Origin of the sequence: Streptomyces sp. NPDC050264 (genome assembly GCF_040655895.1) — a bacterium.
GTDB lineage: Bacteria > Actinomycetota > Actinomycetes > Streptomycetales > Streptomycetaceae > Streptomyces.
Window position 1 is genome coordinate 1 of the sequence record NZ_JBFAKV010000032.1, and the last position, 24,974, is coordinate 24,974.

Consider the following 24,974-nt stretch of genomic DNA (forward strand, 5'->3'; position numbering starts at 1 on the left):
GATCAGCCCGTCGACGGCGGAGAACTGCCCGGTGACGCCGATCGCGGCCCGCACGGCCTGGGCGTCGGTGGCGAGGTCGTGCCCGCCGACGCGCAGGTCGCCGGCGTCGGCGGTGACGAGGGTGGAGAGGATCTTGACGGCGGTGGTCTTGCCGGCCCCGTTCGGACCGAGCAGGGAGAAGATCGTGCCTTCCGGGACGGTCAGGTCGATGCCGTCGAGCACGGTCTTGTCGCCGTAGGACTTGCGCAGTCCGTGCGCCGCGATGGCCGGGTCGCTCATGAGGAGTGCTCCTTGTAGAGGCTGCGGGCGGGGTTTGTCGCCGGAGGTCAGAGGCTGCGGGCGGTGATGTCGCCCTGGGTGGTGGTGGCGTGGATGTTCAGGGCGGCGGTGGGGCCGTCGGTGTTGTGGAGCGAGTTGGTGATCCGGCCGGTGCCGGTGCCGGCGTCCAGGGCTGCGGAGGTGCCGCGGGCCGCGCCTACGGTGATGTCGCCCTGCTGGGTGGTGAGCGTGAGCGTGCCGCGGGTGGCCTCGGTGACGGTCACGTCGCCGCGCTGGGTGCTGATCTCGCCGGGGCCGTTCAGGCGGCCGACGGTGATGGCGGCGTCGAGCCCGGTGAGGCGTGCGCTTGCGGCCTCGTCGAGCTTGACGGAGCCGTGGCCGCCGTCGAAGGCGACATCGCCGAGGCGTCCCACACTGCGGAACTCGGCGGCGGCGGCCTTCGCCTCGACGTGGGAGCCGGCGGGCAGTTGGACGGTGATCTCGACGGAGCCGGAGTTGCCGAGGAGCCGGTTCGCGGCCTGCGGGGCCTGGATCCGCAGGACGCCGTCGGTGTAGGCGATGTCGGTCTGCTCGGCGGCCTTGACGTCGCGGCTCTTGGCGGCGTTGGCGGGCCGGACCTCGACGGTGGTGTCGGCGCGGTCGGCGGCGATGAACCGGATGAGTCCCGCGGGGATGTCCAGGATGGTGGAGACGGGGGCCGGGGTGTCGAACTTCTGCATGACGCTCTCCTTCGTCTGCGGTGCGGGCTCTTCGGCCCGCTGTTTCCGATGAGTGAAAAGCTACGTTGCATTCACAGTACTGGCAACACATTCGTTGCGCGTAAAGCCCATCGTTGCAGGTGAGGAGGGTCATTTCATTGCAATGGTCTTGAGCCTAATGCAACAACCCGCAGTACGTGCGTTGCAATAGACTGAAGGTGAACGCTATGCTGGGCAGGTCAGGGCAGCACGGACCACGAGGGAGAGACCGCGATGCCGGGAGGCAGGCTCACTCAGCAGGAACGCCAGCAGATCGCGCTGGGACTGGCCGACGGTCACGCCTACGCGGAGATCGCCAGACGCCTCGAACGCCCGACCTCGACGATCACGCGCGAGGTCATGCGCAACGGCGGCCCCACCGCCTACCGCGCCGAGATCGCCCACCGTGCCACCGAACACCGCGCGCACCGGCGCCGGCAGGCCACGCCCCGCGGGACGGAAGCGACCCCGCAGCCCTACGGGCGCGACGCCGAGGAGGTGCGGTCGTACGAGGAGGCGTTCACCACCGTCATGATGGCGTCGGGCATGCCCAAGATGGGGGCCAGGGTGATGGCCTGCCTCACTCTCACCGACACGGGCAGTCTCACCGCCTCCGAACTCGTCCGGCACCTCCAGGTCAGCCCGGCGTCCGTCTCCAAGGCGATCGCGTTCCTGGACGCCCAGGGCTTCGTGCGCCGGGAGCGCGACGAACGCCGCCGCGAGCGCTACGTGGTCGACGACGACATCTGGTACCAGTCGATGATGGTCAGCGCCCGCTCCACCGCGCAGCTCGTCGAGACCGCGCGGCAGGGCGTCTCCGTCCTCGGCTCCGGCACCCCGGCCGCCACCCGCCTGGAGAACGTCGCCCGCTTCCTCGATTTCGTCTCCGAGAGCATCACCCGCGCCGCGGACCAGGCCCGCGACATCCTGCACACGAAGCCCGAACCGACGCCGGACAGCACCGCCTGAACCACCGTCGGCCAGGTCGGCCTTCCCTCCGCCCGGTCAATCGGTGCACCGCACGGGGCGGGCAGGACATAGCCTGGGGGCGGGTCTTCCCGACACAACAGCTGTCCACTACCGCAAGGAGGACCGAATGACCGAAACTCCGAAGAGCAACCGCCCCGAGGACGAGACGCTCGCGAAGTTCAAGGAGGCCTTGGAGCGCAAGTCCAAGACCTCGCAGGCCAAGCAGGCGCATGAAGAGGGGCGCGGCAAGGTCACGAATATGAGCGGCCCCGCAGGACAGAAACGTAACTTCCGTCGCAAGTCGGGCTGAGCGCGAACTCCTTCCACAAAGACCGCGGCACCCCGTCCCCGGGGTGCCGCGGTTTTTTTGTCACCGACCGCTGTGGACGCGCCTTCTACGTGCTGAGCGGCCGGTCCGCGGTGATCCCGGTCAGGATGAGCGTGATCCCGGCGAGGAACTGCTCGCGGTCGTCGTGGTCGCGCATCTGGTCCGCGACGGCCCGGGTGAACGGGTACGCGTCGGGGTCGAGTTCCTCCCAGGCCCTCGACACACCGTCGAGGAACTCGCCGCGGTCCGCGTCGGGCCCGAGCTCCCGGCCGCTCGCGGTGTTCGCCGCGTTCTGACCCGCGGCGCCGAGAATGTAGTGCACCAGCGCGGAGGTCGCGGTGAACCAGCTGTCCTCCGGCACGCCCAGCGCCTGGACCTGACGGCCCACGCTCTCGAAGATCCGCGGCGTCACCGACCGCCAGGGGCTGCGCGCGAGCTGCGCGGCGAGCTGGGTGGCGAGCCACGGGTGCTCCTCGATCGCCTCGAACAGGCCGAGCGCGACAGCGTGGACACCCTCCTGCGGCGCGTCCGTGGCCCCGGCGGGTCCGGGCCCGACGGCCAGCGCGGCGGCGACCACGGCATCGGTCGCGGCGTCGAGCAGTTCGCCCTTGTTCGCCACGTGCCAGTAGATCGCCCCGGGCCCGGTGGCAAGCCGCTCGGTGAGCACCCGGAACGTCAGCCCGCCCTCGCCGGCCGCGTCGAGCACCTCGACGGCGGCCTCGACGATGCGCTCGCGGGAGAGTGCCTCCGTGCGCCGCTGTGACCTGCGTGTCCGCGTTGCCATACCGCCATTCTGGCACGACTGGAGCGCCGTTCCAACTTGACATTTCTGGAGCGCTGTTCCAACACTGGAACGACGTACCAGAGAGGGTCGCTCCGATGGTCACCACGGGCGCCCTCGGCCTCGGCCCCGAAGGAGTCACCATGAACACCGCGACCCGCACCCCCGGCCAGGCGCCCGTCACGATCATCGGCGCCGGACTCGGCGGCCTCACGCTCGCCCGCGTCCTGCACGTCCACGGAATCCCGTCCACGGTCTACGAGGCGGAGGCCTCCCCGACCGCTCGCGCACAGGGCGGCATGCTCGACATCCACGAGGAGAACGGCCAGCAGGCGCTCCGGGCGGCAGAGCTGACGGACGCGTTCCGCGGCCTCGTCCTGGAGGGCCGCGAGGCGACGCGCGTCCTCGCCCCGGACGGCGCCGTCCTCTTCGACGACGACAGCGAGCGAGGCCGCCCCGAGGTGCTGCGCGGCGAGCTGCGCCGCGTCCTGCTCGAATCGCTCCCGGCCGGCACCGTCCAGTGGGGACACAAGGTCAGCGGCGTCCGCGCCCTCGGCGACGGCCGCCACGAGGTGACCTTCGCCGACGCCACCACGACCGTCACGACCCTGCTGGTCGGCGCCGACGGCGCGTGGTCACGGGTGCGGCCGCTGCTCTCCGACGCGACACCCTCGTACACCGGCCGCTCGTTCGTCGAGACCTACCTGTTCGACGCCGACACCCGGCACCCGGCCACCGCGAAAGCGGTCGGCGGCGGAGCGCTCTTCGCCCTCCAGCCGGGCAAGGGCATCCAGGCCCACCGGGAGAGCGGCGGGACCCTCCACACCTACGTGGCGCTCACCGAGTCGCAGGAGTGGTTCGCCGGCATCGACTTCACCGACCCCGGGACGGCCGCCGCGCGGATCGCGCGCGAGTTCGACGGCTGGGCGCCGGAGCTGACCGCGCTGATCACCGACGGCGAGACCCCGCCGGTCCTGCGCACCCTCAACGCCCTGCCCGTCGACCACCGGTGGGACCGGGTGCCGGGCGTGACCCTCCTCGGCGACGCCGCCCACCTGGCGGCCCCGAACGGCGAAGGCGCCAACCTGGCCATGTACGACGGCGCCGAACTCGGCAAGGCCATCGCCGCCCACCCCGACGACCTCGACACCGCACTCACCGCATACGAGCAGGCCATGTTCCCCCGCAGCGCCGCGGCCGCCGCCGACGGCGAGGAACTCCACGACCTCATGTTCGGCGCCGACGCCCCGCAGGGCCTGCTCCACCTGTTCACCGGACAGGAGTAGGCCACCGCGGGTCAAGCGCCCGCTCGTACTCGGCGCGCAGGCCTGCCGGGATCAGCCGCAGGCGTTCGTCGGGAAGAGGCCGGCCGTTCGCGGCGGCCCACGCGGAGATCTCCTCGAAGTCGCGGTCCGGCGATCCCGCGATCGCGTACACCGGGAGGCGGTCCTCGGCGAGGGCGGTGCGGGGCAGGGAGAGACCGAAGCGTTCCTCGAAGACGGACAGGCCGCGGCGCTCGCGAGTGGTGTGGTCCTCGTTCTCGTGATCGCCGTAGGAAACTCCGTCGGGGCGCAGGATCCCGGCGGACACGAGGGCGGGCAGGAGCAGGTCGGGCTCACGGCCGTAGCGGTTGCGCTCCTCGCACAGCCCGTATCCGCACAGGGTGCGGCCGTCGCGCGCGTACATGATCAGGGTCGGCGGATGCTCCGAGTCGTAGTGGTAGTGGACGGCTTCCACGCCGTCGCGTGAGACCTCCTCCAGCCGGTCCACGTAGGGGCCGTACAGAATCGCGAACGCCCACCCGCTGTCCTCGCCGACACGGACCACGGCGCTGCTCGGCCGCCCTCGCGCGGGAAAGCCGTCGACGTCGAGGCCGGCGATCTCGGCGTCGGTCATCGGCTCCGCCGCCGCACCCCGCGACGCTCCCATCCGGACCGCCAGTTCCCCGGCGTCGATGCCGCGGGCGAAGTGCACGTCCAGCATCCAGCCCGAACTCGCCGTCGCGCCGACCGCCCACTGAAGACCGTCTCCCACGATGCCCCCTCCAAGCACAACGCGCAGGCCCCTGCCTGTCGAAGACAGGCCCCAGGACGCCCCACTGACATGTCCCGCGGAACTGATGATCGCCCACGACACGCGATACGCCGCCACGCCGAGGAGTAATCCGACTTCTCTCGGTGAGACCGCGAGGTCACCCGCGCCGCGTCGGGGGCGGACGGTTTCGAGGTCCCTCCGGGGGCGGTTCCGAGCATCGTCCGGGGGTTAGGGTGCTGCCTTCACGCTGCCCTGCCCCCACCCTTCGGAGGTGCCCTCCCGGTGACGAACTCCTTTGTTCACCTGCACAATCACACCGAATACTCGATGCTCGACGGCGCGCAGAAGCTCAAGCCGATGTTCGCCGAGGTCGACCGGCAGGGCATGCCCGCGGTCGCCATGAGCGACCACGGCAACATGTTCGGTGCGTACGAGTTCCACTCGGTGAGCAAGGGCTTCGACGGCGTCAAGCCGATCATCGGGATCGAGGCGTACGTCGCCCCGTCCTCCCGCCGCAACCGCAAGCAGGAGTTCTGGGGACCCGGCGGACAGCGCGCCATGTCCGACGACGGCGAGGGGTCCAAGGACGTCTCCGGCGGCGGCCGCTTCACGCACATGACGATGTGGGCGGAGAACGTCCAGGGCCTGAAGAACCTCTTCTCCCTGTCCACCGAGGCGAGTTACACCGGCCAGTTCCCGGCGGGCAAGCCGCGGATGGACATGGAGCTGATCAGCGAGCGCGCCGAGGGCATCATCGCCACGACCGGCTGCCCCTCGGGCGCGGTCCAGACCCGGCTGCGGCTCAACCAGTACGACGAGGCCCGCGAGGTCGCCGCGGCCTACCAGGACATCTTCGGCAAGGAGTCCTACTTCCTGGAGCTGATGGACCACGGCCTGTCCATCGAGCGGGACGTCCGCGAGGGCCTGCTGCGCCTCGCCAAGGACCTGAACATCCCGCTCCTGGCCACCAACGACGCGCACTACGTCCACCAGGACCAGTCCGACGCGCACGACAACCTGCTGTGCATCGGCGTCGGCAAGAACAAGGCGGACGAGAAGCGGTTCCGCTTCAACGGCAGCGGCTACTACCTCAAGTCCGCCGCCGAGATGCGCGAGCTGTTCTCCGAACTGCCCGAGGCCTGCGACAACACCCTCCTGATCGCCGAGCGCATCGGCTCGTACGACAGCGTCTTCGAGAACGAGGACGAGATGCCGCAGTACCCCGACGTGCCGGAGGGGGAGACGCAGGAGTCGTGGCTGCGCAAGGAGTGCCTCCAGGGACTCGAGATGCGCTACGGGACCCCGCTCCCGGACGAGGTCACGGAGCGCTTCGAGACCGAGATGACGGTCATCGGCCCGATGGGCTTCTCCTCGTACTTCCTCGTCGTCGCCGACATCTGCCGGCACGCCCGCGACAGCGGCATTCCCGTCGGGCCGGGCCGCGGCTCGGCCACCGGCTCGATCGTGGCGTACGCGACCCGCATCACCGAGCTGTGCCCGCTGGAACACGGCCTGCTCTTCGAGCGGTTCCTCAACCCCGAGCGCATCAACCCCCCGGACGTCGACCTCGACTTCGACGACCGCCAGCGCGACGCCATGGTCCGCTACGTCACCGACAAGTACGGCGACGAGTACACCGCGATGGTCAACACGTTCGGCAAGATCAAGGCCAAGAACGCGATCAAGGACAGCTCCCGGATCCTCGGCTACCCCTTCCAGCACGGGGAGCGCATCACCAAGGCGCTGCCGCCGGACATCATGGGCAAGTCGATCCCGCTGGACGGCATCTTCGACTCGGCTCACCCCCGCTACGGCGAGGCCGGCGAGATCCGGCAGATGTACGAGAACGAGCCGGACGTCCGCAAGGTCATGGACACCGCCAAGGGCGTCGAGGGCCTGACCCGCGGCACCGGTGTGCACGCCGCCGCGGTGATCCTGTCCAAGACGAAGCTGACCGAGCGCATCCCGCTGCACATGCGCGCCAAGGACGGCGTCAAGATCACCGGCTTCGACTACCCCAGTTGCGAGAACATGGGGCTGGTCAAGATGGACTTCCTGGGCCTGCGCAACCTGGGCGTCATCGACCACGCGCTCAAGAACATCCGAGAGAACCGCGGCGTACGCCTCGCCACCGTCGACCCGGGCAACGGCGACGACGGCATCACCGTCATCCCCCTCGACGACAAGAAGACCTTCGAACTCCTCGGCCGCGGCGACACGTTCGGCGTGTTCCAGCTCGACGGCGGCGGCATGCGCGCCCTGCTGAAGCTGATGGAGCCCTCCCGCTTCGAGGACATCGCGGCCGCTCTCGCCCTGTACCGGCCGGGCCCGATGGCCGCCAACGCGCACACCAACTACGCGCTGCGGCAGAACGGCAAGCAGAACCCGGACCCGATCCACCCGGACCTCAAGGAAGTCCTCGACCCGATCCTCGGCTCCACCCACCACCTGCTCATCTTCCAGGAGCAGATCATGGCCATCGCCCGGACGCTGGCCGGTTACACCCTGGGCGGCGCCGACATGCTGCGCCGCGCGATGGGCAAGAAGAAGCCCGAGGTGCTGGCCGCCGAGTGGCAGAAGTTCCACGACGGCATGGAGGCCAACAAGTACTCGGAAGAGGCCATCAAGGCCATCTGGGACGTCATGCTCCCCTTCTCCGGCTACGCCTTCAACAAGTCCCACACCGCAGGTTATGGGCTGGTGAGTTACTGGACCGCCTACCTCAAGGCCAACTACCCGGCCGAGTACATGGCGGCCCTGCTCACCTCCGTCGGCGACGACAAGGACAAGGCCGGCATCTACCTCGCCGACGCCCGCAAGCTCGGCGTCACCGTCCTCGCGCCGGACGTGAACGAGTCCCTCGCCGAGTTCGCCGCCGTCGGCGACGACGTCCGCTTCGGCCTGCTGTCGGTACGCAACGTCGGCGACAACGTCATCGAATCGATCATCGCCGCCCGCAAGTCGGCAGGAAAGTACAGCTCGTTCGGCGACTTCCTCGACAAGGTGGAGCTGCCCGCGCTGAACAAGCGGGCCGTGGAATCCCTCATCAAGTCCGGCGCCTTCGACTCCCTCGGGCATACGCGCAAGGGCCTGTCCGCCGCGCACGAGAGCGCCATCGACGCGGTCGTCCCGCTGAAGAAGGCCGCCGCCTACGGCCAGGACGACCTCTTCGCCGGCCTGGGCGGCGACGCCGCCGGCGACGCGGGGGGCTTCAGCCTGGACGTGCCGATCAGCGACGACGAATGGCCGCGCAAGCAACTCCTCGCCACCGAACGGGAGATGCTCGGCATGTACGTCTCCGCCCACCCGCTGGACGGCACCGAGCACATCCTCTCCGCCAACCGCGACACCACCATCGTCGACCTGCTGTCCTCCGGCCGCACCGAGGGCGTCGTCCGCCTCTCCGGCCTGATCACCAGCGTCCAGCCCAAGATGACCAAGCAGGGCAACGCCTGGGCCATCGTCAACCTCGCCGACCGCGACGGCACCACCGAGGTCCTCTTCTTCCCCGCCACCTACCAGCTGGTCGCCGCCGCCCTCGTGGAGGACAGCGTCATCTCGGTCCAGGGCCGCATCAACGACCGCGACGGCGCCATCAGCATCTTCGGCCAGGAACTCCAGGTCCTCGACGTGAGCTCCGCCGAACGCGACGGAGCGGCCCCGGTCCGCCTCCAACTGCCGTACCACCGCATCAACGAACAGTTCATCGGCGAACTCAAACGCATCATGGGCGCCCACCCCGGCCAGAACCCGGTCCGCGTCGCGGTCCGCGGCCCCCAGAAGACCACCGTCTACGAACTCCCCTCGATGGTGAACGCGGCGACCATCGCCTCGGACATCAAGGGGGCCTTCGGGCCCAACGCGTGGCAGGGGGTGGCGTGAGCGAGGGGGACGGGGCGGTTCCTCACCGGACGCCGTGCCACAGCGCGCGCTCGGGGCCGTCGGCGTGCTCGGTGGTCGCCCAGTCGGCGCCGATGCGCTGCACGAGGGGGCGCTCGGGCGTATGGCGGGGCCAGCCCGGGTCGCCGTCGGTGGCGAAGGCCGTCCACGCGCGGTGCGTGCGGCGCGCCAGCTCACGCGTGCTCTCGTCGTCGGGCACGCCGAGGCTGCCGTAGTCGACGCGCCCCACCCCGTCGAAGACAAAGGGGAGTTCGAGGCCGTGGCAGGCGCCGAGGCGGCCGTCGAACGCGGGTGAGCTCCAGTCGAACTCATAGCGCCAGGTGCCGCCCGGATGCGGGGCGTGGGCTTCGGCGAGCCGACGGGCCGGCTCGCCGAAGACGTGGTCGGTGCCGATGGCCGACAGGAGTTCGGCCGGGCTCGTGCCGCGCCCCGCCGAACGGTAGGCGGCGATGAGCGAGCCGGGGTCGGGGTGCACGGCCCCGGCCGCTGCCGCCAGGGCGCCCTCGTCGACGGCGGCGCCGCCGCCCAGGGCGACCGCGTACAGATTCATCTCGTGCGCGTTCGCGCCCACCAGGAGATCGACACCGGCGGCGGCGCCCGCGGCGACCAGGTCGGAAGCCTGCCCGCGCAGCAACTCCCCGTCGATCACCGTCGAGAACGAGGAGAGACCCATCAGCGGATCCCGCGCCCCCTCGACGCGCAGCCGAGGCCGCTCGGCGGCGAGCCGCAGCACCGCGCCCACCAGATCCCGGTCGGACAACCCCGCGAACGAGGCGGCGTCCGGCGCGACGCCCGCCAGCTCGCCGAGCGCCCGGGACACGATCCCGGCCTGCCCGCCGGTGAGGCTGCCCAGACCGGCGCCGCTCTGGCACACCGCCCGCCGCATCAGCCCTTCGGGCGCCGCCGCGAGGAGCGCCGCCACGCTCATGCCGCCGGCCGACTCACCGAACACCGTGACCTTGCCGGGGTCGCCACCGAACGCCGCGATGTTCTCCCGCACCCAGTGCAGCGCGGCGATCTGGTCGCGCAGCCCCCGGTTCTCCGGGGCGCCCGCCAAGGAGGCGTAACCCGCCACGCCGACACGGTAGTTGAACGTCACCAGGACGACCCCGTCCTGCGCGAACCGGGTGCCGTCATAGCCCGCCGAGCACCCCGCCCCGCCGACGAAGGCGCCCCCGTGCACGAACACCATCACGGGCAGCCCGCCGGCGGCCGGATCGGGGGTCCACACGTTCGCGGTCAGGCTCTGCTCGCCCTCGATCCACCCCGGCCCGACCACGGCCTTCAGATCGAGGCCGCCCGGCAGATCGGTCCCCGGCTGCGGCGAGGTCGGGCCGAACCGGGTCGCGTCCAGCTCACCGTCCCACGCGGCAGCCGGCCGGGGCGGCCCGAACCGGTCCGCGCCCGTCGGAGCGGCGGCGTAGGGAATCCCGCGAAAGGCGACGACGCCCTCCGTGGGACACCCTCGAACGACCCCGTTGCCTGTACGCACCTTTGTCATCAGCTGTGACGTCCTTCCTCATTCGCTCCTCAGGAGGCTACAAAGGGTCAGCCGATGGTCAGCACGGCGTTCCCGCGGACCTTCCGGCCGCGCAGCTCCTGATGACGTCGGCGCGGTGATGCCTGATCGGTCGTCCATTCCTCAATCTGTGGACACGTATGGCGCCCGCTCGATAACATAAAGAACGTTCTGATTGTTAGGAGCGCGGCCGTGCCTCGGGCCTCGACGCTCTCGGGGGGCTGGCGTGCGGGCGGCACTCCTCGACGTGCGCGTGTCCGGGGGAGAGGCGGCGCCGCTCCGGTAATCCACCGACGGAGAGGCATACATGTCGCACGCGCACGGTTTCGCCCGACTGCGACTGGTGGCGCTGAACATCGACGGTGTCCTGCTCAACGACACCTTCAGCCCCGTCATCCACCGCTACATCACCACGCGTGGCCGGGCCTACACGGCAGACGTCGAGCGAACCATCTTCTCCCAGCCGCAGAAGGTCGCGGGGGAGCGCATGGCCGAGGTCCTGGGCAGCGGACTGAGCGGCCCGCAAGCCCTGGCCGGGTACTTCCGGGAGCGGGAGGCCTACCTGCGGGAGCACCCGGTCACCGTCCACCCCGGTGTCGTCGAGCTGTTGACGCGGCTGCGCGCGCTGGGGCTGCGGACCGTCTGCTACGGAGGCCTGGCCAAGGACCACTTCGACAGGTTCCTCGGCGAGTACGCGCCCCTGTTCGACGGCCCCGGCTATGTCTGCACCGACGCCATCCGCCCGGGACTGCACGAGATCACCACCGAGATCTTCTCGCTCCGCAACGACCAGGCCCTGTTCGTGGACGACGTGGCGCGGGTGGCGGAAGCCGCGCGACGGCACGGCATACCGTTCATCGGTTTTCCCACGTCGTTCGAGCACAGCTTCCAGGGTCACCTCATGAAGGAGGCAGGTGTCCGTCACGTGATCCGGTCCCTGGACGACATCGACGAGGACCTGTTGCGGACCGTCGACGAAGAAGCCGCCGCCGGCACGCTGTGGGAGGCCTGAATGCTGCACGGCAAGGTGGCCATGATCACCGGCGCTTCCAGCGGCATCGGCGCCGCGGCGGCCCAACTGTTCGCCGCCGAGGGGGCGGCCGTCGTCCTGGTGGCGCGTCGCGAGGACCGCCTCCGGGAACTGGTGGCGCGGATCCGCAAGGACGGGGGCCGCGCGCTGGCCGTCGCCGGGGACGTCTGCCGCCAGGAGGACGTGGAGCGCGCTGTGCACGCGGCCGTGGAGACCTTCGGCGGGCTCGACGCGGCCTTCAACAACGCCGGCTTCGCCTCCGCGGGTGTCCGCCTGCACGAGATCGACGCCGAGGTCTACGAGCGCACGATGAACGTCAACGTGCGCGGCGTGTGGAACTGCCTCGCGCAGCAGATCCCGGTGATGCTGGCGGGCGGGGGCGGCGCCGTGGTCAACACCTCGAGTGTCGCCGGCGTCGCCGCGACCGGTGCCTCCGCGGCCTACGTCGCCGCGAAGCACGCCGTCATCGGCCTCACCAAGGCCGCCGCCGCGGACTACGGGCGACACGGGGTGCGGGTCAACGCGCTGGTCGTCGGGGCGACCAGGACCGAGATGATGCAGCAGGTCATCGCGGCGAACCCGGGCCTCGAGAGCGATTTCATGGCCGAGTCGGTGCAGCACCGGATGGCGGACCCGCTCGAAGTCGCCCGGGCCGCCGCCTGGCTCTGCAGCGATCAGTCCTCGTTCGTCACCGGTGCCGCCATGCCCGTCGACGGCGGCGCCACGGCCACCGCCTGACCGACGCGCGCCACCTCCGGCACGCGTACGTGGCGCCGGCCCCGGCGGATGTCGCCCGGGGCCGGCGCCGACGCGTCCTAGGAGTGCACGGACCGTCCCTCGCGCTCGGCCCGCTCCCGCCGCGCCTGCGTGTGCGGGAAGACGTGCCGGTTGTCGACGCTCCACTGGATCGACTCGTCCCCCCGGGCGGTGCTGCCGGAGAAGCGCGGCGCGACCTGCTCGGCGAGCAGCTCGTAACTCCGCTTCGTCTTCTCGAACGAGGCCCAGTTCATGGCGTAGACGAGGAACGTGCCGAAGCCGCCCGTCTCGTCCTGCAGGCGCTGGATGGCGGCGGCCGCGTCCTCGACGGATCCGACGATCGCCAGCCCCTGCTCGATGCCGGCCTCGAGCTCCTGCGAGGACTTGACGCCCTCCATGCTCGCGGCGACGTCGAATCCCGCGGCCTTGCCCCAGTAGTCCCACAGCCACGTCGAGAAGCCCTCCCGGGCGTCGCGGTAGGCCTCTTCGCGGGTCTCGGCGATGTACAGCGGCGCGACGACACGCCACTTGCCGCGGTCCATCGTGTTGCCGTACTCCTCGGCCGATTCCTCCGCGTAGCGCCACTGCTGCGCCAGGTCGGTGGCAGGGGCACCGGGCGGGGGAGCGCCCCAGGAGACCAGGCTCAGCCCGAACTGCCCGGCGACCTTGGGGCTGTTGGCGGAACCGATGCTGGAGATCGCCATCTCGATGCCCGGCTTGCTGTAGCGGGGCAGCTGCATCTTGGCGTCCTGCAGCACGAACCAGTCGCTCTTGGCGCTGACGCGCTCCTCGCCGTTGACGAGCTCACGGACGGCCGGGATCGCCTCACTGGCCATCCGCTTGAGCTCGTCCTGGTCGACACCGAACTGGTGGGCGTCGTTGGGCGTCGCGCCGGGGCCCACACCGAGGATGTAGCGGCCGCGGGTCAGGTGGTCGAGCATGATGGCCCGCGTCGCGACGTTGTACGGGTGGTGGAAGGGGAGCGGGACGACGCCGTTGGCCAGCTTGATCTGGCGGGTCCGCTCCGCGGCGGCGGCGATGAAGGTCTCCGGCGCGCCGATCGTCGGCCAGGCCAGGGAGTGGTGCTCGCCGAACCAGCACTCGTCGTAGTTCAGCTCATCGAGATGCTCCACCAGCTGCAGGTCGCGGCGGATGGTCAGGTGCGGGTCCTGGCCGGGCGCGTGCAGCGGTGAGAGGAATGCTCCGATTCCGGTGTGCAAGGTGTCTCCTCGGCTTGGCGGGGAAGGGGGGCGGTGACGGTGCGTCAGGGGCCAGGCCCGGGCAGGCGGTTCGGGTCTCCTGCCCGGTCGAGCACGTGCTGCGGGTGTCAGGCGGGCTCGGAGACGCCCGGGATGCTCAGGATCTGGTTCAGGCGCTCTTCGAAGGTGCCGGTGACGATGTGCACGGGGATGTCGAGCGTCTTGAGGATGTCGAGCATGAGCTCGTCGGACAGCGTGCGAAAACGCTCGCTGATCGGGCTGTGGCCCTCCGGCAGCGGGAACTCGACCGGGCAGTGGATGAACACGTCGTAGCCGGTCCGGGCATGCTCCTTGGCGAGCAGGCCCAGCTGGTCCACGACGTCCTCGAAGCCCTGCGTCCGCGGCTCACGGACCGCCGCCTCCAGGGTGTCCGTCGGCTCCGGGTGCCGGCCGACGGCCAGGCGGACCTTGCTGTACACCCACTCGTGCAGGATCGAACCGTCCGACAGGAAGCCCTCGGGGTGCGCGGCCTCCTCGACGGCGCGCTCGGTGTAGCGGCGCACGGCGAGCTGGATCAGCTCGGGCTCGTCGGTCTCCTCCAGCGCCTTGGGGGTGCCGCCGGCCGGGTCGCGCATGGCGCTCCCGTGGGTGCGCTCCAGGCCGAGCTTCTCGGCCAGTTCGGTGGTGAGGGTCGTCTTGCCGTTCCCGTATGCGCCGACAAAAGCGATTCGCACGCGTGCCTCTCAAAAGTCAGTGGTCGAAAGCAGGCGGGAGCGCCTGCCCGGGGTGAAACCGCGGGGCCGTCAGGCGGCGGCGTCCGCCATGCGCTCCAGCTCGTTGCGCGTGTCGAGCTGCGCGTACTCCTCCTCGGCGCGGGCGATGGCCTGCTCGATGGTCATCACCTGCGGGAAGCCGAAGATCTCGACGATCCTCGCCAGCCGCTCCGGGATCGTGCCGCCGACGATGTGCACCGGGATCTCCAGCTCGTCGAGGGTCTCCAGGAGCAGCTGCTCGGCGAGCTGCCGGAACCGCTCGTTCACCGGACGGTGCCCGTCCTCGACGATCGGGAACTCGATGGGCAGGTGCACGAACGCGTCGTAGTTGCTCTTGGTGTGCTGCTTCGCCGGTATCGCGATCTGCTTCATGACCTCGGCGTAGAACCGGACGTCGTCGGGCATCTCGACGTTGTCGAGGTCCACGGACTCGTTCGGGTTGATGCCGACCTTGACGCGGACGTTGGCGTACGACCACTCGTGCAGAGCGGAACCGTCCGAGATGTAACCGTTCGGCAGGTGGCTCTCGGCGACGGCGCGCCCCTGGATCCGCCGGCTGATCAGCATGATGAGCTCCGCGCCGTTGCACTCCTCGAGCGTCTTCCCCGGAAGCGAGATGGGAAGGAGCTCCCGCATGGTCGGGGCCGCGGTGCGCGGGATCCCGGTCAGGTGGGCAATCGCCATGCTGGTGATCGTCTTGCCGACGGAGTAGGTGCCGGAGATGGACAGGTTCACTGATGCTCCCGGTGGAGTCGTGAGGGCGAGATGATGGAGGTGGTGCGAGGCGTCGTCCAGGGCGGATCCGGTCGCGTACGCGGCGAGCGGTCCCCTGGTCCGTGCGGGGCGACAGTGACCCATGAGAAGTACGGGAAGACGCGGTCCGTCGACGCGGCCGGGACGAACGCGGTGCGCCTCACTGCGAGTTCGGGACCGGCCGGACCCACGTGAGAAGCATGGCAACGACCTCCGGAGGTGCCCAGACTCCGGATTCAACAGTGTTGGGGGGCCGGTCATCGCTCACACCATTGCTGCCACCAACAGGACGCCGGATACGGGGAATCCCGTGACGGAGGGCGACGCACGAGCGGCGTCGGCTCAATCGGTCAGGGGGCTCGACGTGTTCTGCGAGAGCGCCGGGTGGGACTCCTTCAGGCCGCACAGGATCAGCTCCCACACGTCGGCCAGTTCGTCCACGGGGGCCGTGCCGCTGCCGGGCAGCGCGGAGTCCTCCAGTCCCGAGACGAGGTACCGCGTCAGTGCCGCTACGGTGGCCGGGGCGACGCCGGGCCTCAACTCGCCGTCCCCGCGCGCCTGATCGAGCAGCCGGCGCACACTGGGCAGCCAGCTGTCCTTCCAGTCGACCTGCTCCAGGGTCCGCTCCCGGGTGAGACGCGCGGCCGCACGGACCGCGGCCTCGTCCGCGAGGAGTTCGCCCAGCGCCAGCGTGATCCGCACGATGCGCGGCAGGGCGGGGCCGGCGCCGCCGGGGGCCTGCGCCCCGGCGATCGCGGACACGGCCTCGTGGGTGCGGGCCGCGCCCTCCACCTGGATCGCGTACGCCAGATCCAGCTTGGCGGGGAAGTGGAACGTCAGGGCCCCCATGGTCACGCCGGCCGCCCTGCTGATGCGCTGGAGGGACGAGCCGTCGTAACCGAACGCCGAGATGTCCACGGCGGCGGCGTGCAGCAGACGCTGTCGTGTGCGCTCGGCCCGCCGCTGGCTCGCCATCATCATCTTCTCCTCGAGTCATAAAAAACCAATCAATCTCTATAATTACCTAGAGTCATGGCAAGGGTGCAAGCCGCGTGCGGCGGCCTGCCCTGCTCCGAGAAGAGAGCGATTGCTATGCTCTGGCGGGCGTCATCGGCCTGTCCATATTGGACAAAACGTGATAATTGGGTCTCACTTTCCGTGTTAACGGACACTTACCCCCTCTCTGTGTACGTGGCGATTGAGTAAAAACATAGAGATCTCTCTGTTCTGGGTGGAGAAAAAAAAGATCGATCGCTATGTTGTTGGGTAGCGCCGATCCGACGGCGGGGGAAGTGTTCGTTGTTTCGCGGAGGAGGATGGCCACGATGACTGTCACGGGATCGCCGGCAGCCCGGGTCGCGTTGTTGATGCGCGACATGGGGCGTCGGGAGGCCGAGGGAGGTTCCCGGCAGAAGGCGACGCAGAATCTCGTACCGGCCAGGCCCTCGAGCCTGAAGTTCGCCGAACTGGGCAGCTTCCTCGCTGCCCGACGGGCCGAGGTGACGCCCGAGCAGGTGGGCCTGCCGGGCGGTGGTTCACGGCGGCTGACCGGGCTGCGCCGCGAAGAGGTGGCGATGCTCGCGGGGATCGGGGCGTCCTGGTACGCCTGGATCGAGCAGGGGAGGGCGAAGAACGTCTCCCTGGAGATCCTCGAGGCCATCGCGCACGTGCTGCGCCTGAACGAGGTGGAGTGCCTGCACATGATGCGTCTCGCGGGGTACGCCGTGCCCCGGCGGCCGCGCAACCCCGTCGACGACGACCGTCGGCTGGCGATGAGAGTGGTCGACAGCTTCCTGCCCAAGCCGGCCTACTTCGTGGACCGTTACTGGGACGTCCTGGCGGCGAACAGCACCGCGATGCGGCTGCTGGGCTTCGAAGGGGCGAACCACAACTACCTGGAGACGCTCTTCCTCGACCCGCGTTCCCGGGACCGGTTCGCCGACTGGGACCGGGTGGCGGACGAGGCGGTGGCACGGTTTCGCACCCAGAGCGGCGAGTTCCTCGGTGATCCCCGGCTGGCCGCTCTCACCCAGCACCTGCGCGAATGCAGCCCCGTCTTCGCCGAGTTGTGGGAACGGCACCGCTTCGGCGACGGAACGCACGTCACCCAGGAGCTGCGCCACCCCGACCTGGGGCAGGTGTGTCTGTCCCAGCTCTGCCTCGACTTCGCGGCGCGGCCCGGTCTGCAGCTCATTCTGCTCGATCCGCAGTCCGGCGCCGTCGCGGACCGCATCGCACGCTGGGCCCGCGGGGTTCCGCTGTCCAGCGCGCCGGTTCCCGTACCCGCCTGAGTCAGTCCTCGGCGGTCGCCCGCTCCAGCAGCGCCTTCAGCGTCGTCTGCTCGTCGTCGCTGAGCCTGCCCACCGGCGAATCCGTGCCGAGCCGCTTCACGACCTGCTTGCGCAACGACGCGCCGGCCGGCGTGAGGTGGAGCAGCTTGGCGCGCCGGTCGGTGGGATGCGCCCGCCGCTCCAGCAGGCCGAGGGCCTCGAGCCGGTCGGCCACGAACGTGGCGTTCGACGCCTCGCAGTGCATGCGCCGGGCCAGCTCCCGAAGGGTGCGGGGTTCGGGCAGCTCGCGCAGTGCGATCGCCTGGGCGGAGGTGAGGCCGACGGCGTCCGACACCTGCCGGGTGTGCCGGTCGATCGCCTGCGCCAGGGCATTCACCAGGCTGCACACCTCGCTGTTCGCGAGCCGGTCGGAGGAGTTCGGGAGCGCCATGGACGCATCGTACCGGCCGGTCGCCCCGAAAGCTTCAAAAATTAGTACGAACTCGAACTGACTAGTCACGCAGCGCTCTTGCTGTCCATGGCGAACTGGCCTTACGGTCTAGCCAATTACTTCTAGCTCGAATGATACGAACTAGAACCATGTAGAACCACGTTGCACCCTGTCGACCCCACAGAACATTCAGAGAGGCACACAGACCCATGACTTCATCGGGTACCGCTCGCCGCCCAGCCTTGATCCTGGCTGCGCTGGCGCTGGCCCAGCTGATCATCGCGCTGGACTACAGCATCGTGTTCGTCGCGCTGCCGGACATCGGTGAGGGGGTGGGCTTCTCGGGCCAGCAGTTGCAGTGGGTCATCGGGGCCTACGCCGTCGCCTTCGGCGGCTTCCTGCTCCTGGGCGGCCGCCTCGCCGACCTGCTCGGCCGCCGTCGCATGTTCCTCACCGGACTCGCCCTGTACGCCATCGCCTCCGTCGCCGGCGGCCTCGCCACGAACCCGGGTCTGCTCGTCGGCGCGCGCGCCGTCCAGGGCATCGGCGGAGCGTTCCTCGCCCCCGCGACCCTGTCGCTGCTCACGACCACCTTCGCGGAGGGGCGTGAGCGCAACCGGGCGCTGGGCATCTGGGGCGCGACCGGCAGCAGCGGCATGGTCGTCGGCTCCCTGCTGGGCGGCGTGCTGACCCAGGCCTTCGGCTGGGAGGCGATCTTCTACGTCAACGTGCCCCTCGCGATCGGCGTCGGGGTGCTCGGCCTGCGGGTGCTGCCCGCCGACCGCCCGGCCGAGCGCCGCCAGGGCTTCGACCTGCCGGGCGGCATCTCCGTGACCGCCGGTGCGCTCCTCCTGGTCTTCGGGCTCGTCCAGGGGCCGGAGGCCGGCTGGGCCGCGCCCGTCACGCTGGTCAGCTTCGTGGCCGCCGCGGCCCTCATCGCCGCCTTCGTCGTCATCGAGTCGCGCACGGCCGACCCGCTGGTGCCCCTGAAGGTCTTCTCCTACAAGAGCCTGCGTCTCGGCTCGATGATCACGTTCATGTTCATGGCCACCTTCGGAGCGAGCGCCTACTTCATCACGCTCGCGCTGCAGACGGTGCGGGACTGGAGCGCCCTGGCCACCGGTCTGGCGTTCATCCTGCCCTGCGCCTGCGTGCTGGTCGGATCCGTGATCGGCGGCAAACTGTCCACCGCGATCGGTGTCCGCGGCACGCTCGTCATCGGCCTGGTCATGGGCGCCGTCGGCACGGCGCTGTTCGCCGCCTTCCTGGGCGCCGACGCGTCCTACGCCCAGATGAGCCCCGGCATCGTGATCTTCAGCCTCGCCCAGGGCCTCATCTGGACCGCCATGTTCTCGGCGGCCACCGCGGGCGTCGAGGAGCGCCTGCAGGGCCTGGCCTCGGGCCTTGCCACGAGCGGGCAGCAGGTCGGCGCCGCCGTCGGCCTCGCCGTTCTGGTGGCCGTCTCCAACGCCGTCGCCGGCTCCGACCCCACTCCGGCCAAGCTGTCCGACGGCCTGCAGACCGCGACGTACACCTCGGCCGTGCTCATCCTGCTCACCGTCGGCCTCGCCCTGGCGCTGAGCAAGCAGCCGAAGGAGCAGGCGGCCGAGGTCGAGGTCGAGGCCGAGAGCCCGCAGCCCGCGGCGAGCGCCACCCCGGTGGAGCCGGCCGTGCAGACCCAGAACGCCTGACGGACCGTCAAAGTCCGTGCGCACGAGCGCAGTCCACGCGGCGTGCGCACGGAGCCGACCGAGGCCCGGTATCGAGACCACTCGATACCGGGCCTCGCGCACGAGAGAGACCCATGACACACACCACCGAACCGTCCATCACCCACGGCCGTAACCCGACACTGCGCCTCGGCGAGCACCGCGTCACCGTCCTCACGGACGGGGCCGTCCAACTCCACCCGCTGCACTGGTTCCCCGACTCCACGCGGGACGACTGGAGCGGCCGGAACTCCTCCGCCCTGGACAGCACCGGGTACATCCCGGCCCCCATCACCGCCCTGCTGGTCGAGCACCGGGACCGGGCACTCCTCATCGACACCGGGTACGGCGCGCACAGCGCGGCCGCCGAGGACACCATCGCCACCATCGGGAACCTGTACGGCGGACACCTGCCGACCGCCCTGGCCCGCCACGGACGCGACGCCGCGGACATCGACACCGTGGCCTTCACCCACCTGCACGACGACCACGTCGGATGGGGCTTTCCCTCGGGGCCCGACACACCGCGCCTCTTCCCCCGGGCCGCATACGTGGCCTCCGCCGCCGAATGGGCGCAAGGAGAACGGCAGTCGGCGGCGGTGACGACCCGCGCCGCGAGCACCGGCGACGAGATCTTCCCCGGTGTCCGGGCGTGGGCCGCTCCCGGACACACCGAGGGGCACACCGCCTACGTGCTCTCGGCCGGGGGCCGTCGACTGATCGCCTTCGGCGACGTCTTCCACGTTCCGGACCAGTTCGCCCATCCCGACTGGACGTGCGCCATGGACGCCGAGCCGACAACGGCGGTGCGCACCCGCCACGCGATGGCGGCGGAACTGACCCGCCCCGACACCCTCGCCTTCGCCACCCACTTCGCCGAGAGCCCACTGGGCCGGCTCCGGGAACGACGCGGTGTCCCGCAGTGGACGGCCCTGGACGTCTAGCACGAATTCCGGCCGATTGCGTATTGGTGGGAGCGGCAGTGTCCTTAATGGTCGCGTCGTGGAAGCCGGTGACATTGAAGTCTGGGGAGCCGGGGCGTCCACTGCGATGATTCATCGCGTGAGCCAGAACTTCTATTCGAAGTCTTAGCAGAACCGGAGTCCGCATCCTTCGGCGCGAGGCCGGGAGCCGGGAATCCGCGGCGCTCACCATGGACCTTTCCTTATCTGTATCTGTCCCAACCGATCAGGAATGACGAAGAGTTCCGTCGCGTCGTTTCCCCTCGCCCAGGCCACAGGAGGTACCGACAGATGAGACGTGCGAAAGTCGCGTTCTTCGACGTGGATCACACACTGACCACCTCCGGCAGCATGTCCCGGCTTCTGGCCTATTACCACGCGGCGTTGGGCCACCCGCGCCGGTATGTCGACGACCGGATGTGCGAACTCAAGGCCATGTCGGCTCTCGGCTGCCCGCGCGAGACGGTCAACCGTGCCTACTACGCGGGGCTGGAAGGCCTCGACACGGCGGTCATGACCGCGATGGCACGCGCCTGGTTCGACGCCGAGCTGTCCACCGGCGGCTTCTACCACGAGCCCGCCGTCGCCGAGCTGCGCCGGCATCGGCGCCAGGGAGCACACGTCGTCCTCGTCTCCGGTTCCTTCCCCGCCCCGCTGCGGCTCATCGCCGAGGACCTCGGGGCGGACGAGACCCGGTGCACCGTCCCGCGGACCGAACGGGGCCGCTACACCGGCGCGTTGGACGGCCCTCCCATGATCGGAATCGCCAAGGCGGACGCCGCGCTGAAAATCCTCCTCGAACGCGGGGTGGATGCCCGTGAATCCATCGCGTACGGGGACCACATCTCGGACCTTCCCCTGCTCAAGGCCGCCGGCTCGGCCGTCGTCGTAGGAGGGGACGACCGGCTGCGCGCACTGGCACGCACCTACGGCTGGCCCCTGCTGCCCGGTACCGCGCCCGCGCCGGACCTCCGGCTGCCGGCCTGGTCCGCCGGCGCCACCGTCCGGCCGGCCCCCGGCCGGACACCACCGTCCTTCCTCACCTCAGCCCTCTATGACATGTCGGAGAGCGCATGACTACCTGGTTCTTTCAACGACTGGAACAGTTCGGGGACGCCGACGCGATCGTGTTCGACGGCCGGACGCACAGCTACGCGCACGTACTCGGGCTCACCGCCCGGTGGGGCGCGCTCCTCGACACGCACGGCATCCGGGCCGGAGACGTCGTCGCGCTGGAGGGCCCGAGCAGTGTCGAGGCGTGCGCCGGGCTGCTCGCCCTGATCGAGCGGGGAGCGATCGTCGTCCCCATGGCCCCGCTGCCCGCCGCCAAGCGGACCGAGTTCCTCGACGTCGCCGAAGTGGAGGCGGTCGTCACCCTCGGGGCATCCGCCGCCGGGCACCGGGTCGAGCGCACCGGACGCCGCGCCGGACACGACCTCTACGACCGGCTGCGCTCATCGGCCACCCCGGGCCTGGTGCTGTTCAGTTCCGGAACCACCGGGCGCAGCAAGGCCACCGTCCTGGACATGGCCAAGGTGCTCGACAAGTACCGCGAGGTCCGCAGGGCACAGCGGACCCTCGGCTTCCTCAACCTGGACCACATCGGCGGCATCAACACCCTGCTGCACACCCTCAGCCAGGGCGGCGCGCTGGTCACCATCGCCGAGCGCACCCCGGACACGGTCTGCTCCGCGATCGCCGCCCACCACATCCACGTGCTGCCCACCACACCGACGTTCCTGAACATGCTCCTGATCTCGGGCGCGTACGAGAGCCACGACCTGAGTTCGCTGCGGCTCATCACCTACGGCACGGAGCCCATGCCGCTCGGCGTGCTGCAAAAGCTCCACGAGGCGCTCCCCGAGGTGCGGCTGAAGCAGACCTACGGCCTGTCCGAACTCGGCATCATGGCCACCAAGTCGCGCAGCGACGACAGCCTCTGGGTCAAGCTCGGCGGCGAGGGGTTCGACTACGAGATACGGGACGCGATCCTGTGGATCCGCTCCGACATGGCGATGCTCGGCTACCTCAACGCGCCCGCGCCCTTCGACGAGCAGGGGTACTTCAACACCCAGGACGCGGTCGAGACCGACGGCGAGTACGTGCGCATCCTGGGCCGGAAGTCGGAGATCATCAACGTCGCCGGGGAGAAGGTGTACCCGAGCGAGGTCGAGAACGTACTGCTGGAGATGGACATCATCGCCGATGCCACGGTCTCGGGCCGCAGCAGCCACATCACCGGTCAGGTCGTCCAGGCACTCGTGAAGCTGACGCACCCGGCCGACCCCAAGGAAGTGGCACGCCAGGTCCGCCAGTTCTGCAGCACGCGCCTGGAGTCGTACAAGGTGCCGCTCCTGGTCGAGGTGGGGCAGGACGACCACCACTCCGAACGCTTCAAGAAGGTCAGGGCCGCGGTATGAACGCGACCCCGCCACCGGCGGACCGCCGCGTCGCCCTGGTGAGCGGCGGCAGCCGAGGGCTCGGCCGCGTGCTGGTCGAACGGCTGCTCGCCGACGGGTGGTACGTGTCGACCTTCAGCAGGACGTCCAACGAGTTCGTCACGGAGATGTCCGAAAAACATCAGGACGCCTTCCACTGGGAGTCCGTCGATCTGGCCGACACCCAGGAACTGCGCAGGTTCGTCCGCGACACCGGCAGGCGGTTCGGCCGGCTCGACCTCCTCATCAACAACGCCGGCGTGCTGCACCAGGAGCTCTTCCTCACCTCCGCCCCCGGGCGGATGGACGAGCTGATCAGAGTCAATCTCCTCGCGCCCCTGCACCTCTGCCAGGCCGGCGCACGGCTCATGGTGCGAGCCGGTGGCGGAAGCATCGTCAACATCTCGTCCATCAACGCCATCCGGGGCTACCGGGGCGTGGCCGTCTACGCGGCGGCGAAGGCAGGTCTCGAAGGCCTGGGACGCAGCATGGCGCGCGAGCTGGGACCCCAGGGAGTGCGCGTCAACACCCTGACCCCCGGGTTCTTCGACAGCGACATGACGGCCGACGTCACGTCGCGCAACCGCGAAAAGATCCAGCAGCGCACGCCGCTGGGACGGCTGGGAACCGTGGACGAGATCGCCGACGCGGTCCTCTTCCTCGCCACCCCCCAGTCACGCTTCATCACCGGACAGACCATGGTCATCGACGGAGGAATCACATGCTGAAGGACACCCAGGCCCCGGACGGCACAGCGCAGCAGACCATCCTGCGAGAGATCGACAACGTCCTGCTCAACGACGAGGGCAGCATCCAGTACAACCTCGACGACCCGCTGCTGACCGTCGGCCTCAACTCGCTGCTGCTCGCCCAGCTGCTGCTGCAGCTCGAGGCCGAATTCGGCGTCGACCCCTTCGACGGCGACCGGTCCATCACCGATGTCCGTACCGTCCGTGAACTGATCGCCGCCTACGAGGACTCCATACAGACCGCCGGGGCGGGTGTGTGACGTGAGCACAGGTCAGCACGTACTGCTGCACTCCATCGACGACTACCTGGGCCCGGGCGAGACCCGGTTCTTCTCCCGCGGCTACCAGCGGGCCGAGTACCGCGTCAGTGACATCGTCGTCACGCCGGCCGACGCCCCGGACGCCGGAGTGCGGGCGACGGTCGACGTCGGCTACCCCGCAGACTGGTCCCGCAAGAAGGACGGCACGGACCTGCGGCCGCACCTCAGCACGGTGGACGCCCTGGTCCTGGCCGTTCAGTTGGCGGAGCTCCACCTGACGCACGGATACGGCCTGGACGGCTCGGCCCGCCGTCGCCTGCGCCTGCACAAGGTCGTCCTGCGGGCGGGCGGCGCACCCCAGGAGGAGCTGCTCGGCATTCCGCTCGCGGCCCGCCTGGTGGAGACCACGGCGCTGCCCGGCCGGGCCGGGCGCTTCCGTTCGGTGCACGACTGCACCGTCGGCAATCTGCGGGTCCGCTGCGAGATCGAGCACGAGATCGCCGCACGCGCCGTCGAGGAGGCCCACCACCGGAGCCTGACGGACGCGCTCGGCCCGGAGCGGGACCGCTTCTGGGGCGGCGGCTTCAAGCGCAGGCGCCACCACATCCGCGACGTCGGCATCGACCTCGACGACTTCTCCGCCCGCGCCGACATCGCCTTCGACGCGGAGAGCGAACCCGCGCACGAGGGGATCGAGGGCGACCGGCAGCCGGCCGTCTCCCTGGTCGACGCCTTCGTGGTGAATCTGCAGCTGGCGCAGGTCCTCATGTACGAACTGGACTCGATCAGCCGGGCCGAGAGCAACACGCTGTGGATGATGCAGACCGTTCTCGAGGCGCCGCCCGAGACGTCGTGGCCCGTAGGCCCCGACGCGTCCGTCGCGCACACCAGGCTCAGCAGCCGGCGGCTGCTGCCGCTGCGCGGCGGCCTGTGGCGCAGCGTCGAGATCACCGGCGAACTCGCCGGCATGAACCTGCGCTGCGGCTTCGCCCACGAACTGCCGCCGGGCGCCGCCGCGGCCGACTGACCGCCCGCCCTGAAAGACACGACCGGCGGCGCGCCGCTGTGCCCACCCCC

The 24,974-nt window shown here is 70.0% G+C and carries 24 protein-coding genes; 14 read left to right on the forward strand and 10 right to left on the reverse strand.

Annotation, left to right across the window (positions count from 1 at the left end; translation table 11 throughout):
* Together AB0J02_RS38130 and AB0J02_RS38135 are read right to left on the reverse strand one after the other, a co-directional pair.
* On the reverse strand, positions 1 to 279 hold a 279-nt coding region (locus AB0J02_RS38130; protein WP_363198469.1), incomplete at its 3' end, for an ATP-binding cassette domain-containing protein.
* A gap of 47 nt (positions 280 to 326) precedes the next feature.
* The gene (locus AB0J02_RS38135; RefSeq protein ID WP_363198470.1) at positions 327 to 998 is read right to left on the reverse strand and encodes a DUF4097 family beta strand repeat-containing protein; all 672 of its coding nucleotides are present in this window, start codon (positions 996 to 998) and stop codon (positions 327 to 329) included.
* A 252-nt stretch (positions 999 to 1,250) separates the two neighbouring features.
* Between AB0J02_RS38135 and AB0J02_RS38140 the strand changes: the two genes are divergently transcribed.
* Both AB0J02_RS38140 and AB0J02_RS38145 read left to right on the forward strand, forming a co-directional pair.
* Positions 1,251 to 1,985: a helix-turn-helix domain-containing protein gene (locus AB0J02_RS38140; RefSeq protein WP_363198471.1), complete on the forward strand. Its 735-nt coding sequence runs from the start codon at positions 1,251 to 1,253 to the stop codon at positions 1,983 to 1,985.
* Between the two features lie 127 nt (positions 1,986 to 2,112).
* The gene (locus AB0J02_RS38145; RefSeq protein ID WP_363198472.1) at positions 2,113 to 2,295 is read left to right on the forward strand and encodes a DUF5302 domain-containing protein; all 183 of its coding nucleotides are present in this window, start codon (positions 2,113 to 2,115) and stop codon (positions 2,293 to 2,295) included.
* 85 nt (positions 2,296 to 2,380) lie between these two features.
* On the opposite strand, the gene AB0J02_RS38150 is transcribed toward AB0J02_RS38145, so the two are convergent.
* On the reverse strand, positions 2,381 to 3,097 hold the full coding sequence (locus AB0J02_RS38150) for a TetR/AcrR family transcriptional regulator C-terminal domain-containing protein (protein WP_363198473.1): 717 nt from the start codon (positions 3,095 to 3,097) through the stop codon (positions 2,381 to 2,383).
* A gap of 140 nt (positions 3,098 to 3,237) precedes the next feature.
* Between AB0J02_RS38150 and AB0J02_RS38155 the strand changes: the two genes are divergently transcribed.
* On the forward strand, positions 3,238 to 4,380 hold the full coding sequence (locus AB0J02_RS38155; protein WP_363198474.1) for an NAD(P)/FAD-dependent oxidoreductase: 1,143 nt from the start codon (positions 3,238 to 3,240) through the stop codon (positions 4,378 to 4,380).
* On the opposite strand, the gene AB0J02_RS38160 is transcribed toward AB0J02_RS38155, so the two are convergent.
* On the reverse strand, positions 4,364 to 5,128 hold the full coding sequence (locus AB0J02_RS38160) for a hypothetical protein (protein ID WP_363198475.1): 765 nt from the start codon (positions 5,126 to 5,128) through the stop codon (positions 4,364 to 4,366). The genes AB0J02_RS38155 and AB0J02_RS38160 overlap by 17 nt on opposite strands.
* A gap of 282 nt (positions 5,129 to 5,410) precedes the next feature.
* Between AB0J02_RS38160 and dnaE the strand changes: the two genes are divergently transcribed.
* Positions 5,411 to 9,010, forward strand: a complete 3,600-nt coding sequence (gene dnaE, locus AB0J02_RS38165; RefSeq protein ID WP_363198476.1) for a DNA polymerase III subunit alpha — start codon at positions 5,411 to 5,413, stop codon at positions 9,008 to 9,010.
* A gap of 22 nt (positions 9,011 to 9,032) precedes the next feature.
* Here dnaE and AB0J02_RS38170 read toward each other — a convergent pair whose 3' ends face one another.
* Positions 9,033 to 10,529 (reverse strand): carboxylesterase family protein, encoded by a 1,497-nt coding sequence (locus tag AB0J02_RS38170; protein WP_363198477.1) that lies wholly within the window; start codon positions 10,527 to 10,529, stop codon positions 9,033 to 9,035.
* Between the two features lie 325 nt (positions 10,530 to 10,854).
* On the opposite strand from AB0J02_RS38170, the gene AB0J02_RS38175 reads away from it, so the two are divergent.
* Positions 10,855 to 11,559 (forward strand): HAD family phosphatase, encoded by a 705-nt coding sequence (locus tag AB0J02_RS38175; RefSeq protein ID WP_363198478.1) that lies wholly within the window; start codon positions 10,855 to 10,857, stop codon positions 11,557 to 11,559.
* Complete coding sequence (locus tag AB0J02_RS38180; protein ID WP_363198479.1) at positions 11,560 to 12,315, forward strand: glucose 1-dehydrogenase; 756 nt, start codon at positions 11,560 to 11,562, stop codon at positions 12,313 to 12,315.
* 77 nt (positions 12,316 to 12,392) lie between these two features.
* On the opposite strand, the gene AB0J02_RS38185 is transcribed toward AB0J02_RS38180, so the two are convergent.
* The 4 genes from AB0J02_RS38185 to AB0J02_RS38200 all read right to left on the reverse strand — a co-directional run bounded on the left by AB0J02_RS38185 (position 12,393) and on the right by AB0J02_RS38200 (position 16,039).
* A complete protein-coding gene (locus AB0J02_RS38185) occupies positions 12,393 to 13,553 on the reverse strand; it encodes an LLM class flavin-dependent oxidoreductase (protein ID WP_363198480.1) in 1,161 nt (386 codons plus the stop codon).
* 107 nt (positions 13,554 to 13,660) lie between these two features.
* Positions 13,661 to 14,266 carry an ATP-binding protein gene (locus AB0J02_RS38190; RefSeq protein ID WP_363198481.1) on the reverse strand — a complete coding sequence of 202 codons (606 nt, stop codon included), beginning with the start codon at positions 14,264 to 14,266 and terminating at the stop codon, positions 13,661 to 13,663.
* A gap of 69 nt (positions 14,267 to 14,335) precedes the next feature.
* Complete coding sequence (locus tag AB0J02_RS38195) at positions 14,336 to 15,163, reverse strand: AAA family ATPase (RefSeq protein WP_363198482.1); 828 nt, start codon at positions 15,161 to 15,163, stop codon at positions 14,336 to 14,338.
* Between the two features lie 237 nt (positions 15,164 to 15,400).
* Positions 15,401 to 16,039 carry a TetR/AcrR family transcriptional regulator gene (locus AB0J02_RS38200; protein WP_363198483.1) on the reverse strand — a complete coding sequence of 213 codons (639 nt, stop codon included), beginning with the start codon at positions 16,037 to 16,039 and terminating at the stop codon, positions 15,401 to 15,403.
* Between the two features lie 344 nt (positions 16,040 to 16,383).
* On the opposite strand from AB0J02_RS38200, the gene AB0J02_RS38205 reads away from it, so the two are divergent.
* Positions 16,384 to 17,349 (forward strand): helix-turn-helix transcriptional regulator, encoded by a 966-nt coding sequence (locus tag AB0J02_RS38205; protein ID WP_363198484.1) that lies wholly within the window; start codon positions 16,384 to 16,386, stop codon positions 17,347 to 17,349.
* Between the two features lies 1 nt (position 17,350).
* Here AB0J02_RS38205 and AB0J02_RS38210 read toward each other — a convergent pair whose 3' ends face one another.
* Entirely contained in the window at positions 17,351 to 17,779 is a 429-nt protein-coding gene (locus AB0J02_RS38210) for a MarR family transcriptional regulator (protein ID WP_363198485.1), read from the reverse strand.
* A 242-nt stretch (positions 17,780 to 18,021) separates the two neighbouring features.
* Here AB0J02_RS38210 and AB0J02_RS38215 point away from each other — a divergent pair, with 242 nt between their 5' ends.
* From AB0J02_RS38215 to AB0J02_RS38245, 7 genes are all read left to right on the forward strand, one after another.
* A complete protein-coding gene (locus tag AB0J02_RS38215) occupies positions 18,022 to 19,470 on the forward strand; it encodes an MFS transporter (RefSeq protein WP_363198486.1) in 1,449 nt (482 codons plus the stop codon).
* A 113-nt stretch (positions 19,471 to 19,583) separates the two neighbouring features.
* The gene (locus tag AB0J02_RS38220; RefSeq protein WP_363198487.1) at positions 19,584 to 20,432 is read left to right on the forward strand and encodes an MBL fold metallo-hydrolase; all 849 of its coding nucleotides are present in this window, start codon (positions 19,584 to 19,586) and stop codon (positions 20,430 to 20,432) included.
* A gap of 309 nt (positions 20,433 to 20,741) precedes the next feature.
* Entirely contained in the window at positions 20,742 to 21,527 is a 786-nt protein-coding gene (locus tag AB0J02_RS38225; protein ID WP_363198488.1) for an HAD-IB family hydrolase, read from the forward strand.
* Positions 21,524 to 22,870 carry a long-chain fatty acid--CoA ligase gene (locus AB0J02_RS38230; RefSeq protein WP_363198489.1) on the forward strand — a complete coding sequence of 449 codons (1,347 nt, stop codon included), beginning with the start codon at positions 21,524 to 21,526 and terminating at the stop codon, positions 22,868 to 22,870. The genes AB0J02_RS38225 and AB0J02_RS38230 overlap by 4 nt, the downstream gene beginning before the upstream one ends.
* Positions 22,867 to 23,616, forward strand: a complete 750-nt coding sequence (locus AB0J02_RS38235; protein ID WP_363198490.1) for an SDR family oxidoreductase — start codon at positions 22,867 to 22,869, stop codon at positions 23,614 to 23,616. Before AB0J02_RS38230 ends, AB0J02_RS38235 begins: the two co-directional genes overlap by 4 nt.
* On the forward strand, positions 23,610 to 23,897 hold the full coding sequence (locus tag AB0J02_RS38240) for a phosphopantetheine-binding protein (RefSeq protein WP_363198491.1): 288 nt from the start codon (positions 23,610 to 23,612) through the stop codon (positions 23,895 to 23,897). The genes AB0J02_RS38235 and AB0J02_RS38240 overlap by 7 nt, the downstream gene beginning before the upstream one ends.
* 1 nt (position 23,898) lies before the next feature.
* Positions 23,899 to 24,924, forward strand: a complete 1,026-nt coding sequence (locus tag AB0J02_RS38245) for an AvrD family protein (protein ID WP_363198492.1) — start codon at positions 23,899 to 23,901, stop codon at positions 24,922 to 24,924.
* Positions 24,925 to 24,974 lie beyond the last annotated feature (50 nt).

What these genes read in the sequence shown, in the direction of transcription:
- AB0J02_RS38135 (WP_363198470.1), bottom strand. Translation starts at nt 998, where the DNA reads ATGCAGAAGTTCGACACCCCGGCCCCCGTCTCCACCATCCTGGACATC.
- AB0J02_RS38140 (WP_363198471.1), top strand. Translation starts at nt 1,251, where the DNA reads ATGCCGGGAGGCAGGCTCACTCAGCAGGAACGCCAGCAGATCGCGCTG.
- AB0J02_RS38145 (WP_363198472.1), top strand. Translation starts at nt 2,113, where the DNA reads ATGACCGAAACTCCGAAGAGCAACCGCCCCGAGGACGAGACGCTCGCG.
- AB0J02_RS38150 (WP_363198473.1), bottom strand. Translation starts at nt 3,097, where the DNA reads ATGGCAACGCGGACACGCAGGTCACAGCGGCGCACGGAGGCACTCTCC.
- AB0J02_RS38155 (WP_363198474.1), top strand. Translation starts at nt 3,238, where the DNA reads ATGAACACCGCGACCCGCACCCCCGGCCAGGCGCCCGTCACGATCATC.
- AB0J02_RS38170 (WP_363198477.1), bottom strand. Translation starts at nt 10,529, where the DNA reads ATGACAAAGGTGCGTACAGGCAACGGGGTCGTTCGAGGGTGTCCCACG.
- AB0J02_RS38175 (WP_363198478.1), top strand. Translation starts at nt 10,855, where the DNA reads ATGTCGCACGCGCACGGTTTCGCCCGACTGCGACTGGTGGCGCTGAAC.
- AB0J02_RS38180 (WP_363198479.1), top strand. Translation starts at nt 11,560, where the DNA reads ATGCTGCACGGCAAGGTGGCCATGATCACCGGCGCTTCCAGCGGCATC.
- AB0J02_RS38195 (WP_363198482.1), bottom strand. Translation starts at nt 15,163, where the DNA reads ATGGGTCACTGTCGCCCCGCACGGACCAGGGGACCGCTCGCCGCGTAC.
- AB0J02_RS38200 (WP_363198483.1), bottom strand. Translation starts at nt 16,039, where the DNA reads ATGATGATGGCGAGCCAGCGGCGGGCCGAGCGCACACGACAGCGTCTG.
- AB0J02_RS38205 (WP_363198484.1), top strand. Translation starts at nt 16,384, where the DNA reads ATGACTGTCACGGGATCGCCGGCAGCCCGGGTCGCGTTGTTGATGCGC.
- AB0J02_RS38210 (WP_363198485.1), bottom strand. Translation starts at nt 17,779, where the DNA reads ATGGCGCTCCCGAACTCCTCCGACCGGCTCGCGAACAGCGAGGTGTGC.
- AB0J02_RS38220 (WP_363198487.1), top strand. Translation starts at nt 19,584, where the DNA reads ATGACACACACCACCGAACCGTCCATCACCCACGGCCGTAACCCGACA.
- AB0J02_RS38225 (WP_363198488.1), top strand. Translation starts at nt 20,742, where the DNA reads ATGAGACGTGCGAAAGTCGCGTTCTTCGACGTGGATCACACACTGACC.
- AB0J02_RS38230 (WP_363198489.1), top strand. Translation starts at nt 21,524, where the DNA reads ATGACTACCTGGTTCTTTCAACGACTGGAACAGTTCGGGGACGCCGAC.
- AB0J02_RS38235 (WP_363198490.1), top strand. Translation starts at nt 22,867, where the DNA reads ATGAACGCGACCCCGCCACCGGCGGACCGCCGCGTCGCCCTGGTGAGC.
- AB0J02_RS38240 (WP_363198491.1), top strand. Translation starts at nt 23,610, where the DNA reads ATGCTGAAGGACACCCAGGCCCCGGACGGCACAGCGCAGCAGACCATC.